General features: G+C 50.9%; 12 protein-coding genes and 1 pseudogene. 8 read left to right on the forward strand and 5 right to left on the reverse strand.

Translation table 11 applies throughout. The annotated features are described in order from the left end of the window. Together CXF87_RS09975 and CXF87_RS09980 are read right to left on the reverse strand one after the other, a co-directional pair. Nucleotides 1-764: pseudogene (locus tag CXF87_RS09975) on the reverse strand (YhcB family protein); the annotation flags it as partial. An 89-nt stretch (nucleotides 765-853) separates the two neighbouring features. Next, a complete protein-coding gene (locus CXF87_RS09980) occupies nucleotides 854-1,255 on the reverse strand; it encodes a DUF2784 domain-containing protein (RefSeq protein ID WP_101146531.1) in 402 nt (133 codons plus the stop codon). Nucleotides 1,256-1,508: 253 nt separating this feature from the next. Between CXF87_RS09980 and CXF87_RS09985 the strand changes: the two genes are divergently transcribed. Together CXF87_RS09985 and CXF87_RS09990 are read left to right on the forward strand one after the other, a co-directional pair. Beyond that, nucleotides 1,509-2,819, forward strand: coding sequence for a hypothetical protein (locus CXF87_RS09985; protein WP_101146532.1), 1,311 nt, complete (start codon nucleotides 1,509-1,511; stop codon nucleotides 2,817-2,819). Between the two features lie 23 nt (nucleotides 2,820-2,842). Continuing rightward, nucleotides 2,843-5,002, forward strand: a complete 2,160-nt coding sequence (locus CXF87_RS09990) for a sensor domain-containing protein (protein WP_157826493.1) — start codon at nucleotides 2,843-2,845, stop codon at nucleotides 5,000-5,002. A gap of 96 nt (nucleotides 5,003-5,098) precedes the next feature. Here the strand turns inward: CXF87_RS09990 and CXF87_RS09995 are convergent, their stop codons facing one another. Beyond that, nucleotides 5,099-6,706 carry a methyl-accepting chemotaxis protein gene (locus CXF87_RS09995; protein WP_198556040.1) on the reverse strand — a complete coding sequence of 536 codons (1,608 nt, stop codon included), beginning with the start codon at nucleotides 6,704-6,706 and terminating at the stop codon, nucleotides 5,099-5,101. A gap of 409 nt (nucleotides 6,707-7,115) precedes the next feature. Here CXF87_RS09995 and CXF87_RS10005 point away from each other — a divergent pair, with 409 nt between their 5' ends. The 4 genes from CXF87_RS10005 to CXF87_RS21970 all read left to right on the forward strand — a co-directional run bounded on the left by CXF87_RS10005 (nucleotide 7,116) and on the right by CXF87_RS21970 (nucleotide 11,121). Next, nucleotides 7,116-7,835, forward strand: a complete 720-nt coding sequence (locus CXF87_RS10005; protein WP_232774874.1) for a Crp/Fnr family transcriptional regulator — start codon at nucleotides 7,116-7,118, stop codon at nucleotides 7,833-7,835. A 300-nt stretch (nucleotides 7,836-8,135) separates the two neighbouring features. Further along, nucleotides 8,136-8,723, forward strand: a complete 588-nt coding sequence (locus tag CXF87_RS10010; protein ID WP_101146537.1) for an NAD(P)H-dependent oxidoreductase — start codon at nucleotides 8,136-8,138, stop codon at nucleotides 8,721-8,723. Between the two features lie 209 nt (nucleotides 8,724-8,932). Continuing rightward, entirely contained in the window at nucleotides 8,933-10,690 is a 1,758-nt protein-coding gene (locus CXF87_RS10015) for a sensor domain-containing phosphodiesterase (protein ID WP_101146538.1), read from the forward strand. Between the two features lie 203 nt (nucleotides 10,691-10,893). Then, the gene (locus tag CXF87_RS21970) at nucleotides 10,894-11,121 is read left to right on the forward strand and encodes a phosphatase PAP2 family protein (protein ID WP_232774875.1); all 228 of its coding nucleotides are present in this window, start codon (nucleotides 10,894-10,896) and stop codon (nucleotides 11,119-11,121) included. A 223-nt stretch (nucleotides 11,122-11,344) separates the two neighbouring features. Here the strand turns inward: CXF87_RS21970 and CXF87_RS10025 are convergent, their stop codons facing one another. After that, nucleotides 11,345-12,085, reverse strand: a complete 741-nt coding sequence (locus CXF87_RS10025) for a Crp/Fnr family transcriptional regulator (protein ID WP_008956709.1) — start codon at nucleotides 12,083-12,085, stop codon at nucleotides 11,345-11,347. 1,285 nt (nucleotides 12,086-13,370) lie between these two features. Here CXF87_RS10025 and CXF87_RS10030 point away from each other — a divergent pair. Then, on the forward strand, nucleotides 13,371-14,090 hold the full coding sequence (locus tag CXF87_RS10030; protein WP_232774876.1) for a Crp/Fnr family transcriptional regulator: 720 nt from the start codon (nucleotides 13,371-13,373) through the stop codon (nucleotides 14,088-14,090). A gap of 371 nt (nucleotides 14,091-14,461) precedes the next feature. Here the strand turns inward: CXF87_RS10030 and CXF87_RS10035 are convergent, their stop codons facing one another. Then, complete coding sequence (locus tag CXF87_RS10035) at nucleotides 14,462-15,823, reverse strand: putative bifunctional diguanylate cyclase/phosphodiesterase (protein WP_198556041.1); 1,362 nt, start codon at nucleotides 15,821-15,823, stop codon at nucleotides 14,462-14,464. Nucleotides 15,824-16,622: 799 nt separating this feature from the next. Here CXF87_RS10035 and CXF87_RS10040 point away from each other — a divergent pair. Continuing rightward, nucleotides 16,623-17,345, forward strand: coding sequence for a Crp/Fnr family transcriptional regulator (locus tag CXF87_RS10040; RefSeq protein ID WP_008956712.1), 723 nt, complete (start codon nucleotides 16,623-16,625; stop codon nucleotides 17,343-17,345). Nucleotides 17,346-17,535 lie beyond the last annotated feature (190 nt).

A 17,535-nucleotide genomic window follows, 5' to 3' on the forward strand; every position in this document is an offset into this window, starting at 1 on the left:
AACAGCTCATGGGCCAATTTCATAAAATGGCCGCGATTATTGAGATTTGTCAACGCATCCCGCTCAGCGACTATCCGCAGTTGCTCTTCCAGTGCTTTTCGGTGCGCAATTTCGTTGTGCAACTGGTGATTTTGATCACGCTCTTCGTGAAGCAACGCATACTGCTTACGCTGCAGACTCTCCAAACGCAGCAAGGCAAAGAACCCCACCACGATTCCCATGATCAACAAAAGTGCGATGCGAAGCGCCGTTATCGGGGCAATCTCCGTAAACAGAACAGCAGCGACTAAAAAGCCAATATTTAAGTAGAGGCTGGCAAAAACCACCACGGTTAGCAGGCTGGGAATTAGAAGATAGAACGCCATAGTGGCGACTACCACCGCGGTGATTTGAGTGGAGAGACTTTCGGGGCGCAAGGGAATAATCAAAATGATACCCGTTGCTAATATCCACAATGGCAAGGCGTGCAACCAAGCTCGATAAAAGCGCCCTCTCCCGTACCTGACAATGAAGGCCACAAGCAGGCAAAGGCTTACCACTACAATGCGCATGGTAAGGAGCAGGTAAAACTTTCGGGTGAGACCGAGCAAGTAGTAATCCGAAATCGCAAACATACCAAAGACTAAGGTGGCAACACTCAGAGAAAGGCTGAACTCTAACCTAACGCTTTCCTGGATAGACTTGCGATACATCGACTCACTGTCAGCGTCGCAAAATTGGCCCGTTAACCAATGCACCTGGTTCCGCTTTTTTTGTAATGGCAAAGCCCCACACTCCCTGAGTAACGCGGTGATTTCTTTCGGGTTCACTAAGCAAAGCTACTCCACTAACCGGAACAGTCAACTGGAGTGAGTTAGCGAACACGCTTATGCGGCTTCACCACCAGCCAACTGGCCAACACCAAGCTGCCGAATAGCGAATAAACCACCACAAACACCCACGCCGGTAACGTGAAATAGAGCAAGCTATGCAGCCAGTGCTGAATAAATGACCCCGAATAGTTGCCAGCGCCCACCTCTGCTCTAAGCGCCATTTCCCAGGTGGTTAACGGACAAACAACACCTAACCAGGCTTGAACGACCACATAGCCAATCGCGCACAAATGCACGATGCGGAAAATGCGATTGCGCACCCACTGCCAGTTCAGAAAATAGCCCGCGTATACTGCGAATAAGCCGAGTACCACGAAGGTCACAAACAACACATGAAGTATGAGGATGGCGTCGGCTAGTAAAAGTAGCAGGGACGGTGGCATAGGGAATGGGCTATCTGGCACAAAACACCTCAACCTCTAACTGAAACATTTGTTTACATGAATACCAGCGCTCGTTAATAACATCCTATTTATAATACTTATCGCTCATTGCGCACTAGACTTACTCCTGTATAACAGCGCAATATTTTTGGTCACCGCCGACAAAAAGACCGCCTGTAAGGCCCTCCCAGCGTCTCCTCCCATTGGGGCAAAGCTTTACCCTCCCACCATAGCCCAAGGACAACAACAGCAGATGGCTCAGAGTAACCGTCGTCTCGCCATGCAGGCTTGGCTTTTGATTCTGCTCACTAGCAGCTTGCTGATCAGTGTCAGCAGCCTGCTGCTAGACCGCGTTGCACACCTTCCACTACCCCCACAGTGGCGTTTGAGCCCTGACGGCACCCTTGCCGTGCTGGTGGTAAGCGTCGGCCTACTGGCCCTGCTGAGCCACCAGCCACGCTGGCGACGTTTAGCTGGCGGCCTGATGCTCGCATTGGGTGGTTATAGCCTTGGCCACGATCTTCTCGCACCGGGAACGGACGACGGGCTTTCATGGCTCACCGGGCAGCCACGCCTGGACACGGTACCTGCGTTGCTGGTAGTGATTATGGGAACGAGTTGTTTCTTTTCTCCAACATCAGGGGGCACCCGGCGCGGTTATCGTTTGATCGGCTGGGCATCGATCATCATCGGCGTTACTACGTTGGCTTACCCACTGATCACCCAGACGCCACCCGACTCGGTGGCAGGCCTCACCTCCATGGGTAGCTTATTCTGCCTCCTGCTGGGTGCAGCTCTATTGATTATTGCCCATCAGCGCACCTATCCGACGCTGCCCCTGCCCCGCTCTGCCATTATCGTCGGTGTGTTAGGCGTCACGGTCAGTATCATGATCTGGCTGGCCAGCAGCTGGGTACAGTACAACGCCCGCCTCACCGCTGCCGATACGCTTGTAAACAATGTCGCCGATGGCATGGAGCAGCGAATTGAGTCAAAAGTAAAACAGGTTGAGCGCCTAACAGAGCGCTGGATGGCGTTAAGAGGCGAGGGTCGTAACGTCGTTCGCGAGCTCCAAGAAGTAGAGATGCGAACCTTTATGCGTGACGAGCCAAGCTTGCTGGCCATCGTTCACTTAGCCGATGACGCCCAAATACGATGGCGAGTGGGCCGCGAACCCGCAAACCTACTATGGATGATGGATCAGCTGACCGGCCCCGCGACACTGGGCTGGCTACGTCTACAAAATGAACTTCATCAGCGTATCAGCTGGCATTTTCCTGATCCCGAACGCAGCAGCCACGGTTTACTAGCGGTGACGCTCGATCGGGGACAGACCACCATGCTGGCTGCCATCGACTTAGCCGAGATCATCCAGTTGCAGCGTCACCTGGACACAAGTGGCTTCATCATCACTTATACCTCAAACGACCAAACGTGGGGCACGCTGTCTGCCAATGATTGGCACGGAGCGCTTATCCCGAGGGCGTTTGACTCTCACGAGGTGACGCGCTGCCCGGCGGGCCAACCTTCACGATTACAGCACTGGATGGACCGCTGTCACTGAGCAGCCTGCCCGGCGCTTTGCCGGTGATCTTTGGCCTGCTGGGGTTGGTGTTTTCTTATCAGTTGATTATCAGCCGTGCCCTAAGCGCCTTCCGCGATCAACAGGCCGCCACGTTGCAGCTCAATGAGCAGCGTTTTCGTTCACTGTTCACCCAGAACCCAGATGCGGTATTTGCCTATAACCGTGACGGCACCTACGAAAGCCTCAATCCGGTGACGGAAGCCATCGTGGGGCTCTCGGAAAGCGACTTATTGGGAAAACACTTCCGCTCAGTCGTCTGTGAACCAGCGTGTTCCAAGCAGGATGTAGAGCGTACGGAGACCGCTTTCAATCGCGCCATCAACGGACTCCCTAGCAGCTATACCATGCGCTTGATACGCGAAGGGGCTTCTCAAGATTTGGAAGTAACGATGGTGCCCATCGTGGTCGAGGGCGAGGTCAGCGGCGTTTTCGGTATTGCCAAGGACATCACCGATCGCGTTGCCGCCGAGGAGCGGCTGCTCATTTTGGAGCGAAGCCTTGAGGCGAGCGGCAACGGCGCCATGATCATTGACGTTCGTACGGATGAGAAACAGGTGGTTTATGTGAACCCCGCGTTCACGCATATCACCGGCTACCTAGAGCAAGAGGTGATCGGCCACGCACCGCTACTCCTCAGCGGCGCTGAAACGGATACTGCGGACACCGAGCAGATCCAAGCAGCGATCCAGCAAGGCACTAGCCTATCCACCACTGTGCGCACTTATCGTCGCGATGGCTCCCCCTTTTGGAACCAACTGCTTCTGTCGCCGGTGAAGGATGCCAATCAACAGGTTAGCCACTTCATCTGCATCATCAATGATATCTCCGAGCGTAAGGAGCAGGAGAGTCAGCTGGCTTATCAGGCTACCCACGACGTCTTGACCGGCCTTGGTAATCGAGCGCTATTCAGTGATCATTTGGTCCATGACGTCGAATTGGCGGCTCGCAATGGCCAAACGTTGGCCGTGCTGTTCGTTGATCTGGATGAGTTCAAACCTATCAACGATACGCTTGGTCACAATGTTGGTGATCAGCTCTTGATCAGCGTAGCAGAGAAGCTGCAGCAGGGGTTGCGGGCCAGTGATACCCTCGCCCGTTTGGGTGGCGATGAGTTCGTGCTGCTGCTGCCCGACTTGAGTCACCCCGATGAAGCCGAAGAAGTGGCTGGCCGGCTGTTGGATGCACTCAATAAACCCCACCGGGTCAGCGGCCACGAGCTCCACGTATCGGCCAGCATTGGTATCGCCGTAAATCGCGGCGGGATTGATGAACCCGAGCGTCTGCTTCAGCACGCGGACATGGCCATGTACAAAGCCAAGCAGCAAGGCCGTAATACCTACGAGGTGTATACGGATGATCTCGACAGAAAGCTCAGTCAGCGCGTTACCCTGCGCAGCGAGCTACAGGAAGCCATCGAGCACGGCCATCTCAATCTGCATTACCAGCCCCTGATTAACCGAGAAGGGGATGTCGACGGACTGGAAGCGTTGGTTCGCTGGTACCACCCGACCAAAGGCTTTATCTCGCCAGCGACGTTTATTCCCATTGCGGAGGAGACCGGTCAGATCATTCCGCTAAGCCGCTGGGTGATGCGGCAGGCCTGTAAAGACGCCCAACAGCTGGTGGCACAAGGCTTATTAAAAGGACGCATGGCGGTCAACCTGTCGCCCCTCCAGTTTCACCGCCCCAACTTCCTCAGCACGTTGCGCAACGTACTGAACGAGACGCACCTTGCACCTGAGCATCTGGAGCTGGAACTGACCGAAGGCATCCTGATGCGTGATGCCGACGGCGCCATCGATATCCTCCACGCCCTAAGCGGCATGGGGGTCAGTACCGCCATCGACGACTTCGGCACTGGTTTTTCCAGCTTGAGTTACCTGCGCGACCTACCCATCGACAAGATCAAGATCGACCGCAGCTTCGTGCAGGATGCTGCCAAGAGTGACAAGAACGCCGCTATCTGCCAGGGCGTTATCACCTTGGCGCTGGAGCTTGACCTGAGGGTGGTTGCCGAAGGTATCGAAACGGTAGAACAGCACGACTACTTGATGTCGCTAGGCTGCGAGGTTTTCCAAGGCTACCTGTTTGCCAAACCGATGCCACTGGAAAGCCTCATCACATGGCTCACGCAAAAAGCACAGATGACAGACAACGCATAACGGCAACATCAAGGTGATTATCCTGTGGGACCACCCTGATGTTGAGCCTTTAATGGTTTTCGTTATATGAGCCTGCTGGCCCGCTTTAGATTGTCATTAGCTTGCCGCGGTGGGTACCTCTGCACTCAGCTGTTTTTGAGGCAGCGACGGAGTCGACGATGCAGCGCCTTCTCTGAGTTGGAAGGTGCCAACAAGATCTGACAGGCGGACGGCCTCGTCTTGCAGTGATGCCGCCGCGGTACTGGTCTGCTCGACCAGAGAGACGTTTTGCTGGGTTGCACTGTCCATCTGATTGACCGCTATCGATACTTGGCTGATACCACTCTCCTGCTCTTGCACGGCATCCTGGATCGTCTGCATCATAGTCGTGACCTTCTGAATGGCCTGCATAGTGGCGTCCATTTCCTCTTGAGTCTGGCCCGACTGCTCGGCTCCGGCGGTAATATTTTGAGTGATTTCCAAAATAATGGTACGAATCTCCTTGGAGGCTTCGGCAGAATTGCCTGCGAGCTTGCGCACCTCTCCTGCTACCACAGCGAAGCCGCGGCCATGCTCACCGGCTCGGGCAGCCTCGACTGATGCATTCAGGGCCAGGATATTGGTCTGGAAGGCGATCTCTTCGATAGTGCCGATGATGTCCTGCACTCGTCGTGAACTGGCTTGCATGGTTTCCATCAACTGGGAGGTGCGGGTAACGGCTTCACGAGACTCCTTCGCTTTACCGACCGCCTCTTCACTGAGTTGGTTGGCCGAGGTAGCGGAATCACTGGTCTGGCGAACAGTTGAGTTAATCTGCTCCATGCTGGTTGCCGTTTCCTGCAACGCAGAGGCCTGCTCTTCGGTACGAGTCGCCAGGTCCTCGCTACCCGCCGCTATCTCACGGGAACTGAGCGCCACTTGGTCCCCGCTCTGACGCAACAAGCCGATGATATCGACGAGGCGGGCTTGCATCTCCTGAAGCGCCTGGTTCAGGCTGCTGATCTCGTTCTGGCCGCGTACCTCGAATTGATTGGTGAGATCCCCTTTGGCAATTTGTGCGCAGATCTTGCCAGCATGACGCAGTGGCGCCACGAGTAGTTTCTGAATGCCGACATAAGCACCAATGGTCAGCAGAATAGCCACCAGCAAGAGCACTGCAGTCAGGACAATGGTTTGCTGAACGTTACTCGCCGCATCCGCCTGCATTTCGGCAGCGCGCTCCGCAGCGTAACCTGCAAATGCACGCACACTGCCCGAAAATTCCGCACCGAGTGCGTTGAGCCGTTGGCGCTCCTGGCGCATGGTCTCGACATCACCAACTTCGATGACATCGATCAGCCCAGGGGTGACGAGCTTTTCAAAGCCGTCAATCACGGCCTTGAAGTAGGAAAAACGACGCTGTGAGGCATCAACATTGATATCACGAAACTCTTCAAACCTGACCATGCTACGATCCAGGCTTTCTTGCGTTTGATTGAGCGCGGTTGCTGCCATCTCATCATCGCCAAGCCGCGAAAACTCCTCATAACGCAACATACGCAGCCGCAACTCCAGAAGGTTGGAATCCATGCGGTTTGCGGTGTTGGCTTGTTCGACGCTGATTTCAGCCAGCTCATTGATATTACTTTTAGAAGCTAACCCGCCGAGAATAGACACCGCGCCGATAATCGCTGTCATACTGACCATCATTAGCAATAGCGTGGTCAGTAAGGTTTTTAATGTCACGTTTCTCATTTTTTTCCCATTTTATGCACGTTATTTTTTTACCTAACCCCGTCCCGAGAAAACCTAATTTTTCCAAGGATATTTATGGCATCGACTTTTCTTTAAATTTCTTTAGGTTCAACGCCTCATTGAGTCGACTGCAACACCTGCCTATACAAACCATGAAGATTGACCGCAGCTTTATCAACGAATTAGAGAAGCCGAATAGCAAGGGCTCATGTACGCCTGTACCAAGGTTACGGCTGGAAGAGTACATTTCTCTCATGGTTAATTTTTACTTTCAGCAGTGCGCACTAACCAATATTGTGCAGGAAATCCCTCTTTTTCTTCTCTTAATGCCTGCCATACTGCCTTGAGCTATATATAAGAAATAACTGTAAGTACACTCACTAGATAGAGGAGAGAGACATTGATTACTTCATTGGTTAACAAATTAAGCTACTACATGACTCTCTCCAAAGAGGAAATACAGGTAATGGAAACGGCGGGCACCCGAAGCATCGCTGTGCAGAAAGGAGACGTTATCATTAAGGAAGGCGAGCGGCCTGAAAACGTCTATCTCATAGAAAAGGGGTGGGCATGTCGCTACAAGCTTTTGGAAAATGGCGATAATCACATTATGGCCTTCCTGATTCCGGGCGATCTATGTGATGTGCATATCACCATTCTCGAAGAAATGGATCACTCAATACGCGCGCTTACCCCAGTGACAATGCACAAATTTCCAGCGGTTGAGATACGTAATATAATGGAAAACCACCACCGACTGGCGCGAGCGCTTTTCTGGTCAACGCTGGTGGATGAAGCCGTTTTACGTGAATGGCTGGTTAATATGGGAACTCGGCCGGCCGAGGCGCGCTTGGCACATATTTTTTGTGAGATGCTGATACGCACTCGAATGGCTGGGCGTGCTGAAGATGATAATATTGAATTTCCACTGACCCAGGCGGAACTCAGTGAGTCGATGGGGCTAACCCAGGTACATATCAACCGCGTTCTTCAAAAGCTGCGCCACGAAGGCCTAGTGAAACTGGAAAAGAAACGCTTGACGATCCTAGACTGGGATCGGTTAAAGCAATTTTCGCAATTTGACCCGACTTACCTGCATTGCCAGAACGTACCTGAATAGGCCTCACGGAAGAGGGCCTTAACGTTACTCTAGACATTAAGTTGGAAGAAGTTTGTAAATTCGGCCAACAGTAATCTTTTAGTACTTGTGCTTACACACCTAAACCCATCTAGCATCCCTTATTAAATAACTGTGTCCAGATAAGCAGCAAAAGTCTGATTAAGAACCGCCTAACAAAGGCACCCTCTTACGCTGTTCGGCAAGAACGACACATGCAATCGAATACACCTGAATCTCTCTCCTTGTGCCTATACTGAATGCAACCTCTTATCACTCTGCTTGCAGCGAGAACCCACCCACATGAGCCAGCGAATTCTGATCCTGCAGGGCCACCCCGATGCCAGCAAGGCGCACCTTTGCCATTCTCTTGCAGATCACTACTGCAAAGGTGCCCAGGCTAACGGCCATGAGATACGCCTGACCGACCTCGCCTCCCTGGAATTCCCGCTGCTACGCAGCCAGCAGGAGTGGCAAACGACCCCTCTGCCCGCTTCACTGACGGCGGCGCAGAAATCCATCGACTGGTGCCAGCACCTAGTACTGATCTTTCCACTGTGGCTTGGCGACATGCCGGCTCTGGTCAAAGCGTTCTTGGAACAAGTGCTGCGCCCAGGCTTCGCCTTCGAGTACGTGAAAGGCAACCCGCTGGGAAAAAAGGGACTGACCGGACGCTCGGCACGGCTAGTGGTGACCATGGGCATGCCAGCAGTGATCTATCGTCATCTCTACCGGGCTCACAGCGTCAAATCGCTGGAGCGCAATATCCTCGGCTTTGTCGGCTTCTCGCCGGTACGTGAGACACTGATCGGTAGCGTGGAGACAATGAACGAGCAGAAACGCAATGAGTGGTTCTTCAAGTTGCATGAGCTCGGGGCAAAAGCCAAATGAGACCGGCAGTGAAGATGTCACTTCCGAAGCCAGGATATCTTCTGATCCAGCTCATGGGGTAAATTCTGCACCTGACGATCTCGTAACCATTAATGGCCCTAATGTAAAAAGCTTAAAAAAGTGTATTTTATCAAACAATGACATTCACATTTGATTAGTATAATCATTACTCAAGGATCAATATTCTCCACAGGGTAGTGCAACGCATAATGAATACCCAAGAACAGGATCGTTTGTTCGCACTCCGACAGTTAAATCTGCTGGATACCTCTCCCAGTGAAAGCTTTGACCGGATCACAAGGATGGCCAGTCAGCTTTTCGGTTTGCCAATCGCAGCCGTGTCGCTTACAGATGCAAACCGTCAGTGGTTTAAGTCTAGGGTAGGCGTTGATCATTGGGAGATACCCCGTGAAACAGCGCCCTGCGCAGATGTCTGTAACTCCTCTAAAATCCTTATCATCCCGGATCTTCTCGCCTCGGACTGCTACCGGAATAGCTATTTAGCAAACTCAGGCATTCGTTTCTACGCGGGTGCACCGCTAGTGACGCGAGAGGGCCATACCTTGGGCGCGATGTGCGTTCTGGGCACTCAACCACGTGAGGTGTCTGAGCAAGAGCAAGCGACGCTCTACGATCTGGCTGCCATGGTAATGGCACAGATTGAATTGCAGCATGCTTTCGGCCGAATCGACCCGATGACGGGCCTTTCCAACCGTCATCAGTTTGCCGAAGACCTGCAAGACATGGAGCGAGATGCACCGAACGGACGAAGGGTTGCGTTATTTACCGAGGTGGTCGATGCCAATGAATTAAGTACGCTTCACCGTAACATGGGCCCCGCTTTTCTTGATGAGCTGGCACGGATTGCCGCTCGTTGCCTTCAACAGACCATCGGTTCAGCATCAACGCTCTATTACCTGGGCGGATGTCAATTCGTGCATCTGGTGAACCAAGCGAGTGATGCTGATCTGCTGGAAGAGGCTATTCGTTTACGCCAAGCGCTGCTCGCACTCGAATCCACCCGCGACGTTCCAGTATTGATACACCCCATCACGGGCATCGCTCCCTTTTGTCTGGGCGAAGTTAAAGCCGCGGATGTCTTGCGAACCGCTCATGCCGCTTGCCTGGATGCTCGCCAGGCTGGAGAAGTTGCCGGGCTCTTTTCATTGGCCTTGGATGCCCATTATCAACGGCGCTTTACCCTGCTGGGCGACATCGGCCGGGCACTAGAAAATGAGGATGAGCTTTACCTGGTTTTCCAACCACGTGTCTCCCTTGGCAGCGGCGAGTGTTTAGGAGCGGAAGCCCTGTTGCGGTGGCATCACCCAACCTTGGGAGAGGTATCGCCTGGCGAGTTTATTCCACTGATCGAAAATACCCCCATGGCAAAACCATTAACGCAGTGGGTGTTGCGTCACGCCATTCGTCAGGCGAAGGCTTGGCATCAACAAGGAGAAACACTCCAGATTTCGATCAATGTATCAGCGACCAACCTTGAGGAGGAGGATTTTGCCGTTCGGCTTTTGGATGAAATGGCGCGCATGTCACTTCCGAGTACCGCTATAGAAGTAGAACTTACCGAAAGCGCTCTGATTGGACAGGGACAGGTAGCGGCCAACCAGCTTAAGGCATTAATAGCGGCAGGATTGCGAATCGCTATTGACGATTTTGGTACCGGCTATAGCAGTCTCTCCTATCTGCATGAGATTCCTGCCCACACCGTAAAAATAGACCGCCGCTTTATCACCGAGCTTGGTCAGGACGCGCGCACCGAGACGCTGGTTAATTCCATGATTTCAATGGCCCATGACCTAGGCTACCGAGTGGTAGCCGAAGGAATAGAAAACGATATCTCCTACCGCCGCCTCATGGAACTAGGCTGCGACGAAGCCCAGGGATATTTTATCGCTAAACCACTATTGCCTTTGGTATTCGAAAAGTGGCTACATGACAGAACAGTTCAATAATGCTAATTGCCTGAGCCTCTCCAGTGGATTTGGACTCCCTCGGGTATCGTCGTTATTGCTGCGGTTCATTCTTCAAATGGCCACTTTCAGGTGAAAGAGCCTTAAGTTGGCAAGGAGCTCGATGCCAAGAGCTGGCTGCTGTTTAGCGAGGACCCAGCTGAGGATGGCCCAGTTGTTATTCGCATTGATCGTATCGAAGGTGAATGGGTTTTGATCGCCCTCGTCCGGACCTCGTGCCGCATGAAGCCATGGTCTACACCGCGAGCTTTCCCAGCGGCCACTCAATGATGTCTGCCGTGACCTACCTCACCCTGGCCGCGCTACTCACCCGCGTGCAGCCCGCGCTGAGGCTGAAGGCATACCTTTTGATTCTGGCGATATTACTGCCCCTGCTGGTAGGCATAAGCCGCGTCTATCTCGGAGTGCATTGACCGACCGATGTGCTTGCCGGCTGGACGGCTGGGGCAAGCTGGGCAGCGCTGTGCTGGATCGTGATGCGCTGGATGCAGCGACGTGGGCAGGTAGAGACAGAAGTTAGCGGGTTGGGCACTGAATAACGTGGTTCAAGCGGAGATGGGTAGCTTAATGGGTGTTGCCCTGCCGTCTGGAAGCGATGAAAACTGATTCGCCATGACGGCGCATAAGTCCCTGGGCCTAGTGTGGTTCTTCCACTAAGTACAGATAAAGAGAGTCGAACTCTCCCGCTTCCTTTAACTTTTCCCAATCAGGTACGGTTATCTGATTTTTATTACTGTGAATTAACCCATCTGCACGAAGCGCCTGGAGCACCCTATTCACATGGATAGGCGTCAGGCCTGTCGAATCCCCTAACTCCGCCTGGGTAACGGGCATAACGAACGTTGCCTCTTTAGCCAACCCTACCGCCTTAAGTCGTACCATCAGCTCGCAGAGAAGGTGGGCAATGCGACTGTACCCTTGGCGTTGCCCAGTGTTTAACAGCCACTCCCGTGTGATAGAGGCGCATACCAAGGTCTCACGCCAGAAAGCGGCGTAAAGTCGTGGATTATGCTCACAGATGTTGTGCATATCATCGTGTTCAATAAAGCCAAGCAGGCAAGGAGTAATCGAGGCAATATTCATATCCAAATACGGCAAATGCAAGCTTTGCAAATCAGGGATATCGCCCGGTATAAAAAGCGACATTATTTGACGTTTTCCTTCAGCAGTCAGCTTATAAGAACACGTAAACCCCTCAATAATAAGGCAGCATTTAGTAGGCTGATCGCTTACTTTTGATATGTCTTGTCCTGAACGAAGGGCCATTGTTTTAATCGGTAAGTTACTTATTGCCTCTTTCTCCTTATCGGTGAGAAGAAAGATACTTTCTAACTTACGGGTCATAAGGAGGTTAGGCGTGAGGAGAATGGTTTTCATAGAGGGCTCCATAATTTGCAGCTATGAAGCCGAATGCAACATTTTGCCTGCACGTCTTTCGACATTAAATATCAACAACAAGGATGGACTCCAGAGAGGAGAATAGATAGCGCTAATTTTAAATCGCTACTGGAAAGCGTTTTATGGAGAGTGCCCCACCCTTGACGCTTTAAGCTCCCTTCCATTTTAAAATACCAACCGCGGGTGTGGCGATTGTCATGCTAAATGGGCATTCCTGGCGTCACCTTGTGATCGTAATATCTACTATTGCCGGTATAGGCTGGGCATTGCCTTCTGTATGTGTAAGCGATCTCAAACACCAAAAATAAAAACGCCCCATCTAAGGGGCATATATTTATCTGACAGTGCTGGCTTGTGGCCGCCCATCCTGAGCGAGTTAATGTTTTCGAGCAGATGTCTGCTGTCAGAGCACAAGATTGATACATATTAACTAAGTAAGCAATGCTTTATTTAATAAAAAGGTATTAGTTTAATTAAAGTTAAAACCCAACACCAAAAAATCACTTACGTGGTTTATGTCTTTAAACTTTACTGACCTAACAGAACATGATTGATGAAATATTCGCCTTCACAGTCTCATACCCACATTACCGATAGAACATTTCGTTCTCATTTGGTGGCCTAACGGCAGCTGTTAACGGCTGATTACTCATTTCTGTACTGCATCTGTATTCGCTGCATTGCAGTGCAGGCAACAGAACACATAAGCGGGCGGTCGTCATTATGGACAAACGACGTCCTAGGCTGAGCCTTCGTTATCCGCCCAAAACGGACGTTCAGGCCATTCTGATATAACGTTCGCCATTACCGGCGCGCAAATGCGAAGTGCAGCTCAACGTTTACGTATTCAAGTGATTGTAGTTGTAATGTGCGTGCTGCATCCTCGCCCTCTTGCAGCCTTTAATACCATGCCTTCAGCTCAGGGAAGTCCACATTGTTCGGCAGCGAATTATCTTCGAACCAGGCTCAATGAATGGATCCTAATAGGCCTCGACAGTTCTGCTCGGTTGATTGGCAATCCATGAATCGTAAACGCTGGATTCGTCCCAATAGTGATGCATGTGAATGAAAGGAAACCATGTACACCTTGATCAAGGTTATGGTTGGAGGAGTACATTTTTCTCATGGTTAATTTTTACTTTCAGCAGTGCGACCTAACCAATATCTTGTAAGAAATTCCTTTTTCTCCCCCCTTCAGGCCTGCCATACTGCCTTGAGTCAAAAGAGATAATTGTAAGTACACCTACCAGATAGAGGAGAGACATTGATTACTTCATTGGTCAATAAATTGAGCTACTACATGACTCTCTCCAAAGAAGAAAAAAGGGTGCTGGAAACGGCGGGTACCCGAAGCATCGCTGTGGAGAAAGGAGACGTTATTATTAACGAAGGCGAGCGGCCTGAAAACGTCTATCTCATAGAAAAGGGGTGGGCATGTCGCTACAAGCTTTTGGAAAATGGTGAGAATCACATCATGGCTTTCCTGATTCCAGGTGATCTATGTGATGTGCATATCACCATTCTTGAAGAAATGGATCACTCAATACGCGCGCTTACCCCAGTAACAATGCACAAATTTCCAGCGGATGAGATACGCAATATCATGGAAAACCACCACCGACTGGCGCGAGCGCTTTTCTGGTCAACGCTGGTAGATGAAGCTGTTTTACGTGAATGGCTGGTTAATATGGGAACTCGGTCAGCCGAGGCGCGCTTGGCACATATTTTTTGTGAGATGCTGATACGTACTCGAATGGCTGGGCGTGCTGAAGATGATAATATTGAATTTCCACTGACCCAGGCGGAACTCAGTGAGTCGATGGGGCTAACCCAGGTACATATCAACCGCGTTCTTCAAAAGCTGCGCCACGAAGGCCTAGTAAAACTGGAAAAGAAACGCTTGACGATTCTTGACTGGGATCGGTTAAAGCAATTTTCACAATTTGACCCAACTTACCTGCATTGCCAAAACGTACCTGGATAGTCCTCACTGAAGAAGCCTTAAAGTTGCTGCTGTACTGATATACCGTGGGTATTCGCTGTTCGCTGCCACTTTAGTGATCTATAGAGGTTCCTAATCGCGACAAACAGCTTCTTTTTTATCCTAAGCAGTTGTTATCCAGCAAATGGGTGACCCCACGGTTAGCAACCGGATCCCAGACACCGCTTAACCTTTCTCTACCGTCTGTCCCAGCTATGCTCGATACTTCCTAACTGAGATTTCATTGATCTTAGTTTTCCAGCAACAGGTACCCTTTATGCAGTATTTCATTAAAAGCGCAGATATTGATGACGCCGTTATAATAAAAAAATTGAGGGGTTAACTTAAATTAGCAGAGAAGAAAAGATTATTAATTATGTTCCACTTCTCCATCTCAGACGTTCAGAACGGAGTAACGTACTAAAGTCTTCTGCCAAAAGCGGCCTACTAAACAAAAATCCTTGAGCACCATCGCAGGCTTGTAACTTAAGATGTTCCAACTGTGCCTGGGTCTCGACGCCCTTAGCGATAATGCGCAACGATAAATTTTGGCCAAAGTTGATGAGTGCGTTGATGAAAATGGCATTTTCCGGTTTATCAAGCATATCCTGAACAAAACAGGAGGCGATATTGACCGTATCGATAGGAAAACATTTCAAGTATCTCAGGCTGGCCTTGCCCGCTCCGAAGTCGTCGATAGCAATGCGTATCCCTAAGTGGCTCAACGCCACTAGTGTCGAAGTAGTAGTGTCGTTTTGATTATGCAAGAGACTGCTTTCGGTTACCTCTAATTCTAAAAAGTGTGTTTCTAACCCAGTCTCGGCCAATATCTCGGCAATTCGAACGGGCAATGTATTATCTCGCAGTTCAATGGCGGAAATATTCACCGCGATAGGCACGATATTGACGCCTTCAGCTCGCCACGCCTGTAGACGATGGCAGACCTCACGCAGCACCCGGTGACCAATGGGAACGATAAGTCCGCTAGTTTCCGCGACAGGTAGAAACGCCATGGGTGCCATATTGCCAACAGTTGGATTGCGGCAGCGCACCAGCGCTTCAGCACTAACCCAGTCACCGGTAGTTACATCTACCCTGGGTTGGAAATTTAGAAAGGGAGACTCTTCCTTCAAGGCCTGATGAAGTTGAGACTCAATATGGGTACGTTGGTCTCTCGTGTCATTCATGTCGGCCTTGAACAGTTGGTAGGTGTTACAACCGCTATTTTTCGCCTGATACATGGCCGTGTCAGCATTATTGAGCAACGTACGGTCATTGGTTCCGTGGTCGGGATAGAGGCTGATCCCGATACTGGCGGTAATACGCAACTCATGGTTACCGATTTGATGCGGCGCGGCTAACGCGCCAAGTATTTTCTCTGCAATTCTGACTGCATCCTGAGGCTTTTCAATTTCACTCAATAGCACCACGAACTCGTCGCCCCCCTGACGGCATATCGTGTCTGTGTCGCGGATACAGTCGCTGAGGCGAACAGCAACTGACTTTAAAAGACAGTCGCCTACTGCATGGCCAAGTGAGTCGTTGATGGGCTTGAAGTCGTCAAGGTCTAGATATATCAGAGCGACCTGATGCTGATGCCGCTTCGCCAAACCGATGGCTCGGGAAAGTCTTTCTAAAAGCAGGATGCGATTGGGCAAGCCAGTGAGTGAATCATGCTGCGCCAGATAGGCAAGCTTTAGCGATTGGGTGGGCGAATGGCAGGCATCATGAAACACGATCACCGCCCCCTGAGATCGCCATTACGATCATGGATGGGCGCTGCTGAGTCCTCTATCTCTAACTGACTACCATCTTGGCGAATCAGAATGCAATCCATGGCGAGCCCGACAGCGCGGTTCTCTTCCATGGCACGTTGGGCCGGGCTGCTAGCCGTCTTTAGTGTGTGCCCATCGACAAGCTTGAAGACCTGAGCTAAAGGCTTGCCGAGCGCATCAATGATCGACCATAACTCATAAGACCCAATGAGGCATATATGTGTCAGGTTCGAGAAAATTACCGTCGTTTATCAACATTAAGGGAGCCACATGCTTCAGCTCTGCGCGCTACCGTACGTATCGCATAATTTAAAATGAAACTATATAACACTCAGCAAAAACAAGAGGATTTAATAAGAGTAGCGGCGCGTTCCTTGCGAGGTCGAACTGGAAGATCTTACGTTAGCGGCGCCGCTTGCTCCTTGCAGCGCATAGTGCAACAACCTGTTGTATAGGCAAATCCATCGAAGCTCTAAGAATGAAACTAAAGGGTAAATAACCACATGACCATGCGTTGGCGCACACAGCGTGAGAAATTCACCCAGCGTGAACGCTTTCCAGCGGTCACTGACGGCTCCTCTACCTGTCCGAAAACTTTATGTGCGTTAGCATACAGTCCTGTGCTCCCGATATTCTATACTTATCTACGTGTATGTGAATCGGCGTACATCACCGTATAAAAATACCTATAACACATGCTCCCCAGTGCTAGTTTAAACAAGACTGCATGACGCTTGAGATAATGAGAGAGGGGTATTCAATGCTTGAACCGCGTGATTTTCAACAAAACGCGTTGCTTAGCCGACTGCCGGAAGAAGAACTGAATCGCCTATTGCCTGATCTCGAAAAGGTGACGCTGACATTGGGCCAATCGCTGGGGGAGTCCGGAGAGCTGATGAGCCATGTCTACTTTCCGGTTGATTCCATTGTTTCATTGCTTTATGTAATGGAGAACGGTGCTTCAACAGAGATTGCCGTTGTAGGCCATGAAGGCATTGTAGGCGTGTCGCTCTTTATGGGCGGTGAGACTACACCCAACCGAGCGGTCGTACAGAGTGCCGGGCACGCTTATCGTCTTAAGGGTAACTTGCTCAAAAACGAATTCTACCGCGCTGGTCCGATGCAACGGTTGCTGCTGCGCTACACCCAAGCCTTGCTAACGCAGATGGCACAGACGGCGGTATGCAATCGTCATCACAGCCTCGATCAGCAGCTATGTCGCTGGCTGCTGCTCAGCATTGATCGGTTACCTGGCAAGACATTAAACATGACTCAGGAATTGATCTCCAATATGCTCGGTGTTCGTCGCGAAGGGGTGTCTGAGTCGGCGGGTAAACTTCAGAAATCCGGTTTGATCTCCTATAGTCGTGGATGTATCACTGTAATAGACCGGGCTGGGCTAGAAGAGCGTGTCTGTGAATGCTATGCGGTCGTCAAGGAAGAGTACGACCGCCTGCTGAGCCACGAGAACGTAACAACGTAATTTAAGCCCCTAAATCAAGGCAACAAGCCTAACCGCAAAAATGTATTAGCGCGTTGTGTACGCTAGCGAGCCGACGCGTGAAGTATCCATTGTTATTATGTAAAACTAACGTTAGAAGTTTTTCTAATGATGGTTTTGCAGCCGACATTGAAATGATTATTACCTTCATTGTGCCGATTGCCAGGTTCTT

It is taken from the genome of Halomonas sp. MES3-P3E (assembly GCF_002836035.1).
Taxonomy (GTDB): domain Bacteria; phylum Pseudomonadota; class Gammaproteobacteria; order Pseudomonadales; family Halomonadaceae; genus Vreelandella; species Vreelandella arctica.

Bases quoted from the DNA above. Each gene is read 5' to 3' on its own strand.
- CXF87_RS09980 (WP_101146531.1), bottom strand. From the start codon at position 1,255: ATGCCACCGTCCCTGCTACTTTTACTAGCCGACGCCATCCTCATACTT.
- CXF87_RS09985 (WP_101146532.1), top strand. From the start codon at position 1,509: ATGGCTCAGAGTAACCGTCGTCTCGCCATGCAGGCTTGGCTTTTGATT.
- CXF87_RS10010 (WP_101146537.1), top strand. From the start codon at position 8,136: ATGAGCCAGCGAATTCTGATCCTGCAGGGCCACCCCGATGCCAGCAAG.
- CXF87_RS10015 (WP_101146538.1), top strand. From the start codon at position 8,933: ATGAATACCCAAGAACAGGATCGTTTGTTCGCACTCCGACAGTTAAAT.
- CXF87_RS21970 (WP_232774875.1), top strand. From the start codon at position 10,894: ATGGGTTTTGATCGCCCTCGTCCGGACCTCGTGCCGCATGAAGCCATG.
- CXF87_RS10025 (WP_008956709.1), bottom strand. From the start codon at position 12,085: ATGAAAACCATTCTCCTCACGCCTAACCTCCTTATGACCCGTAAGTTA.
- CXF87_RS10040 (WP_008956712.1), top strand. From the start codon at position 16,623: ATGCTTGAACCGCGTGATTTTCAACAAAACGCGTTGCTTAGCCGACTG.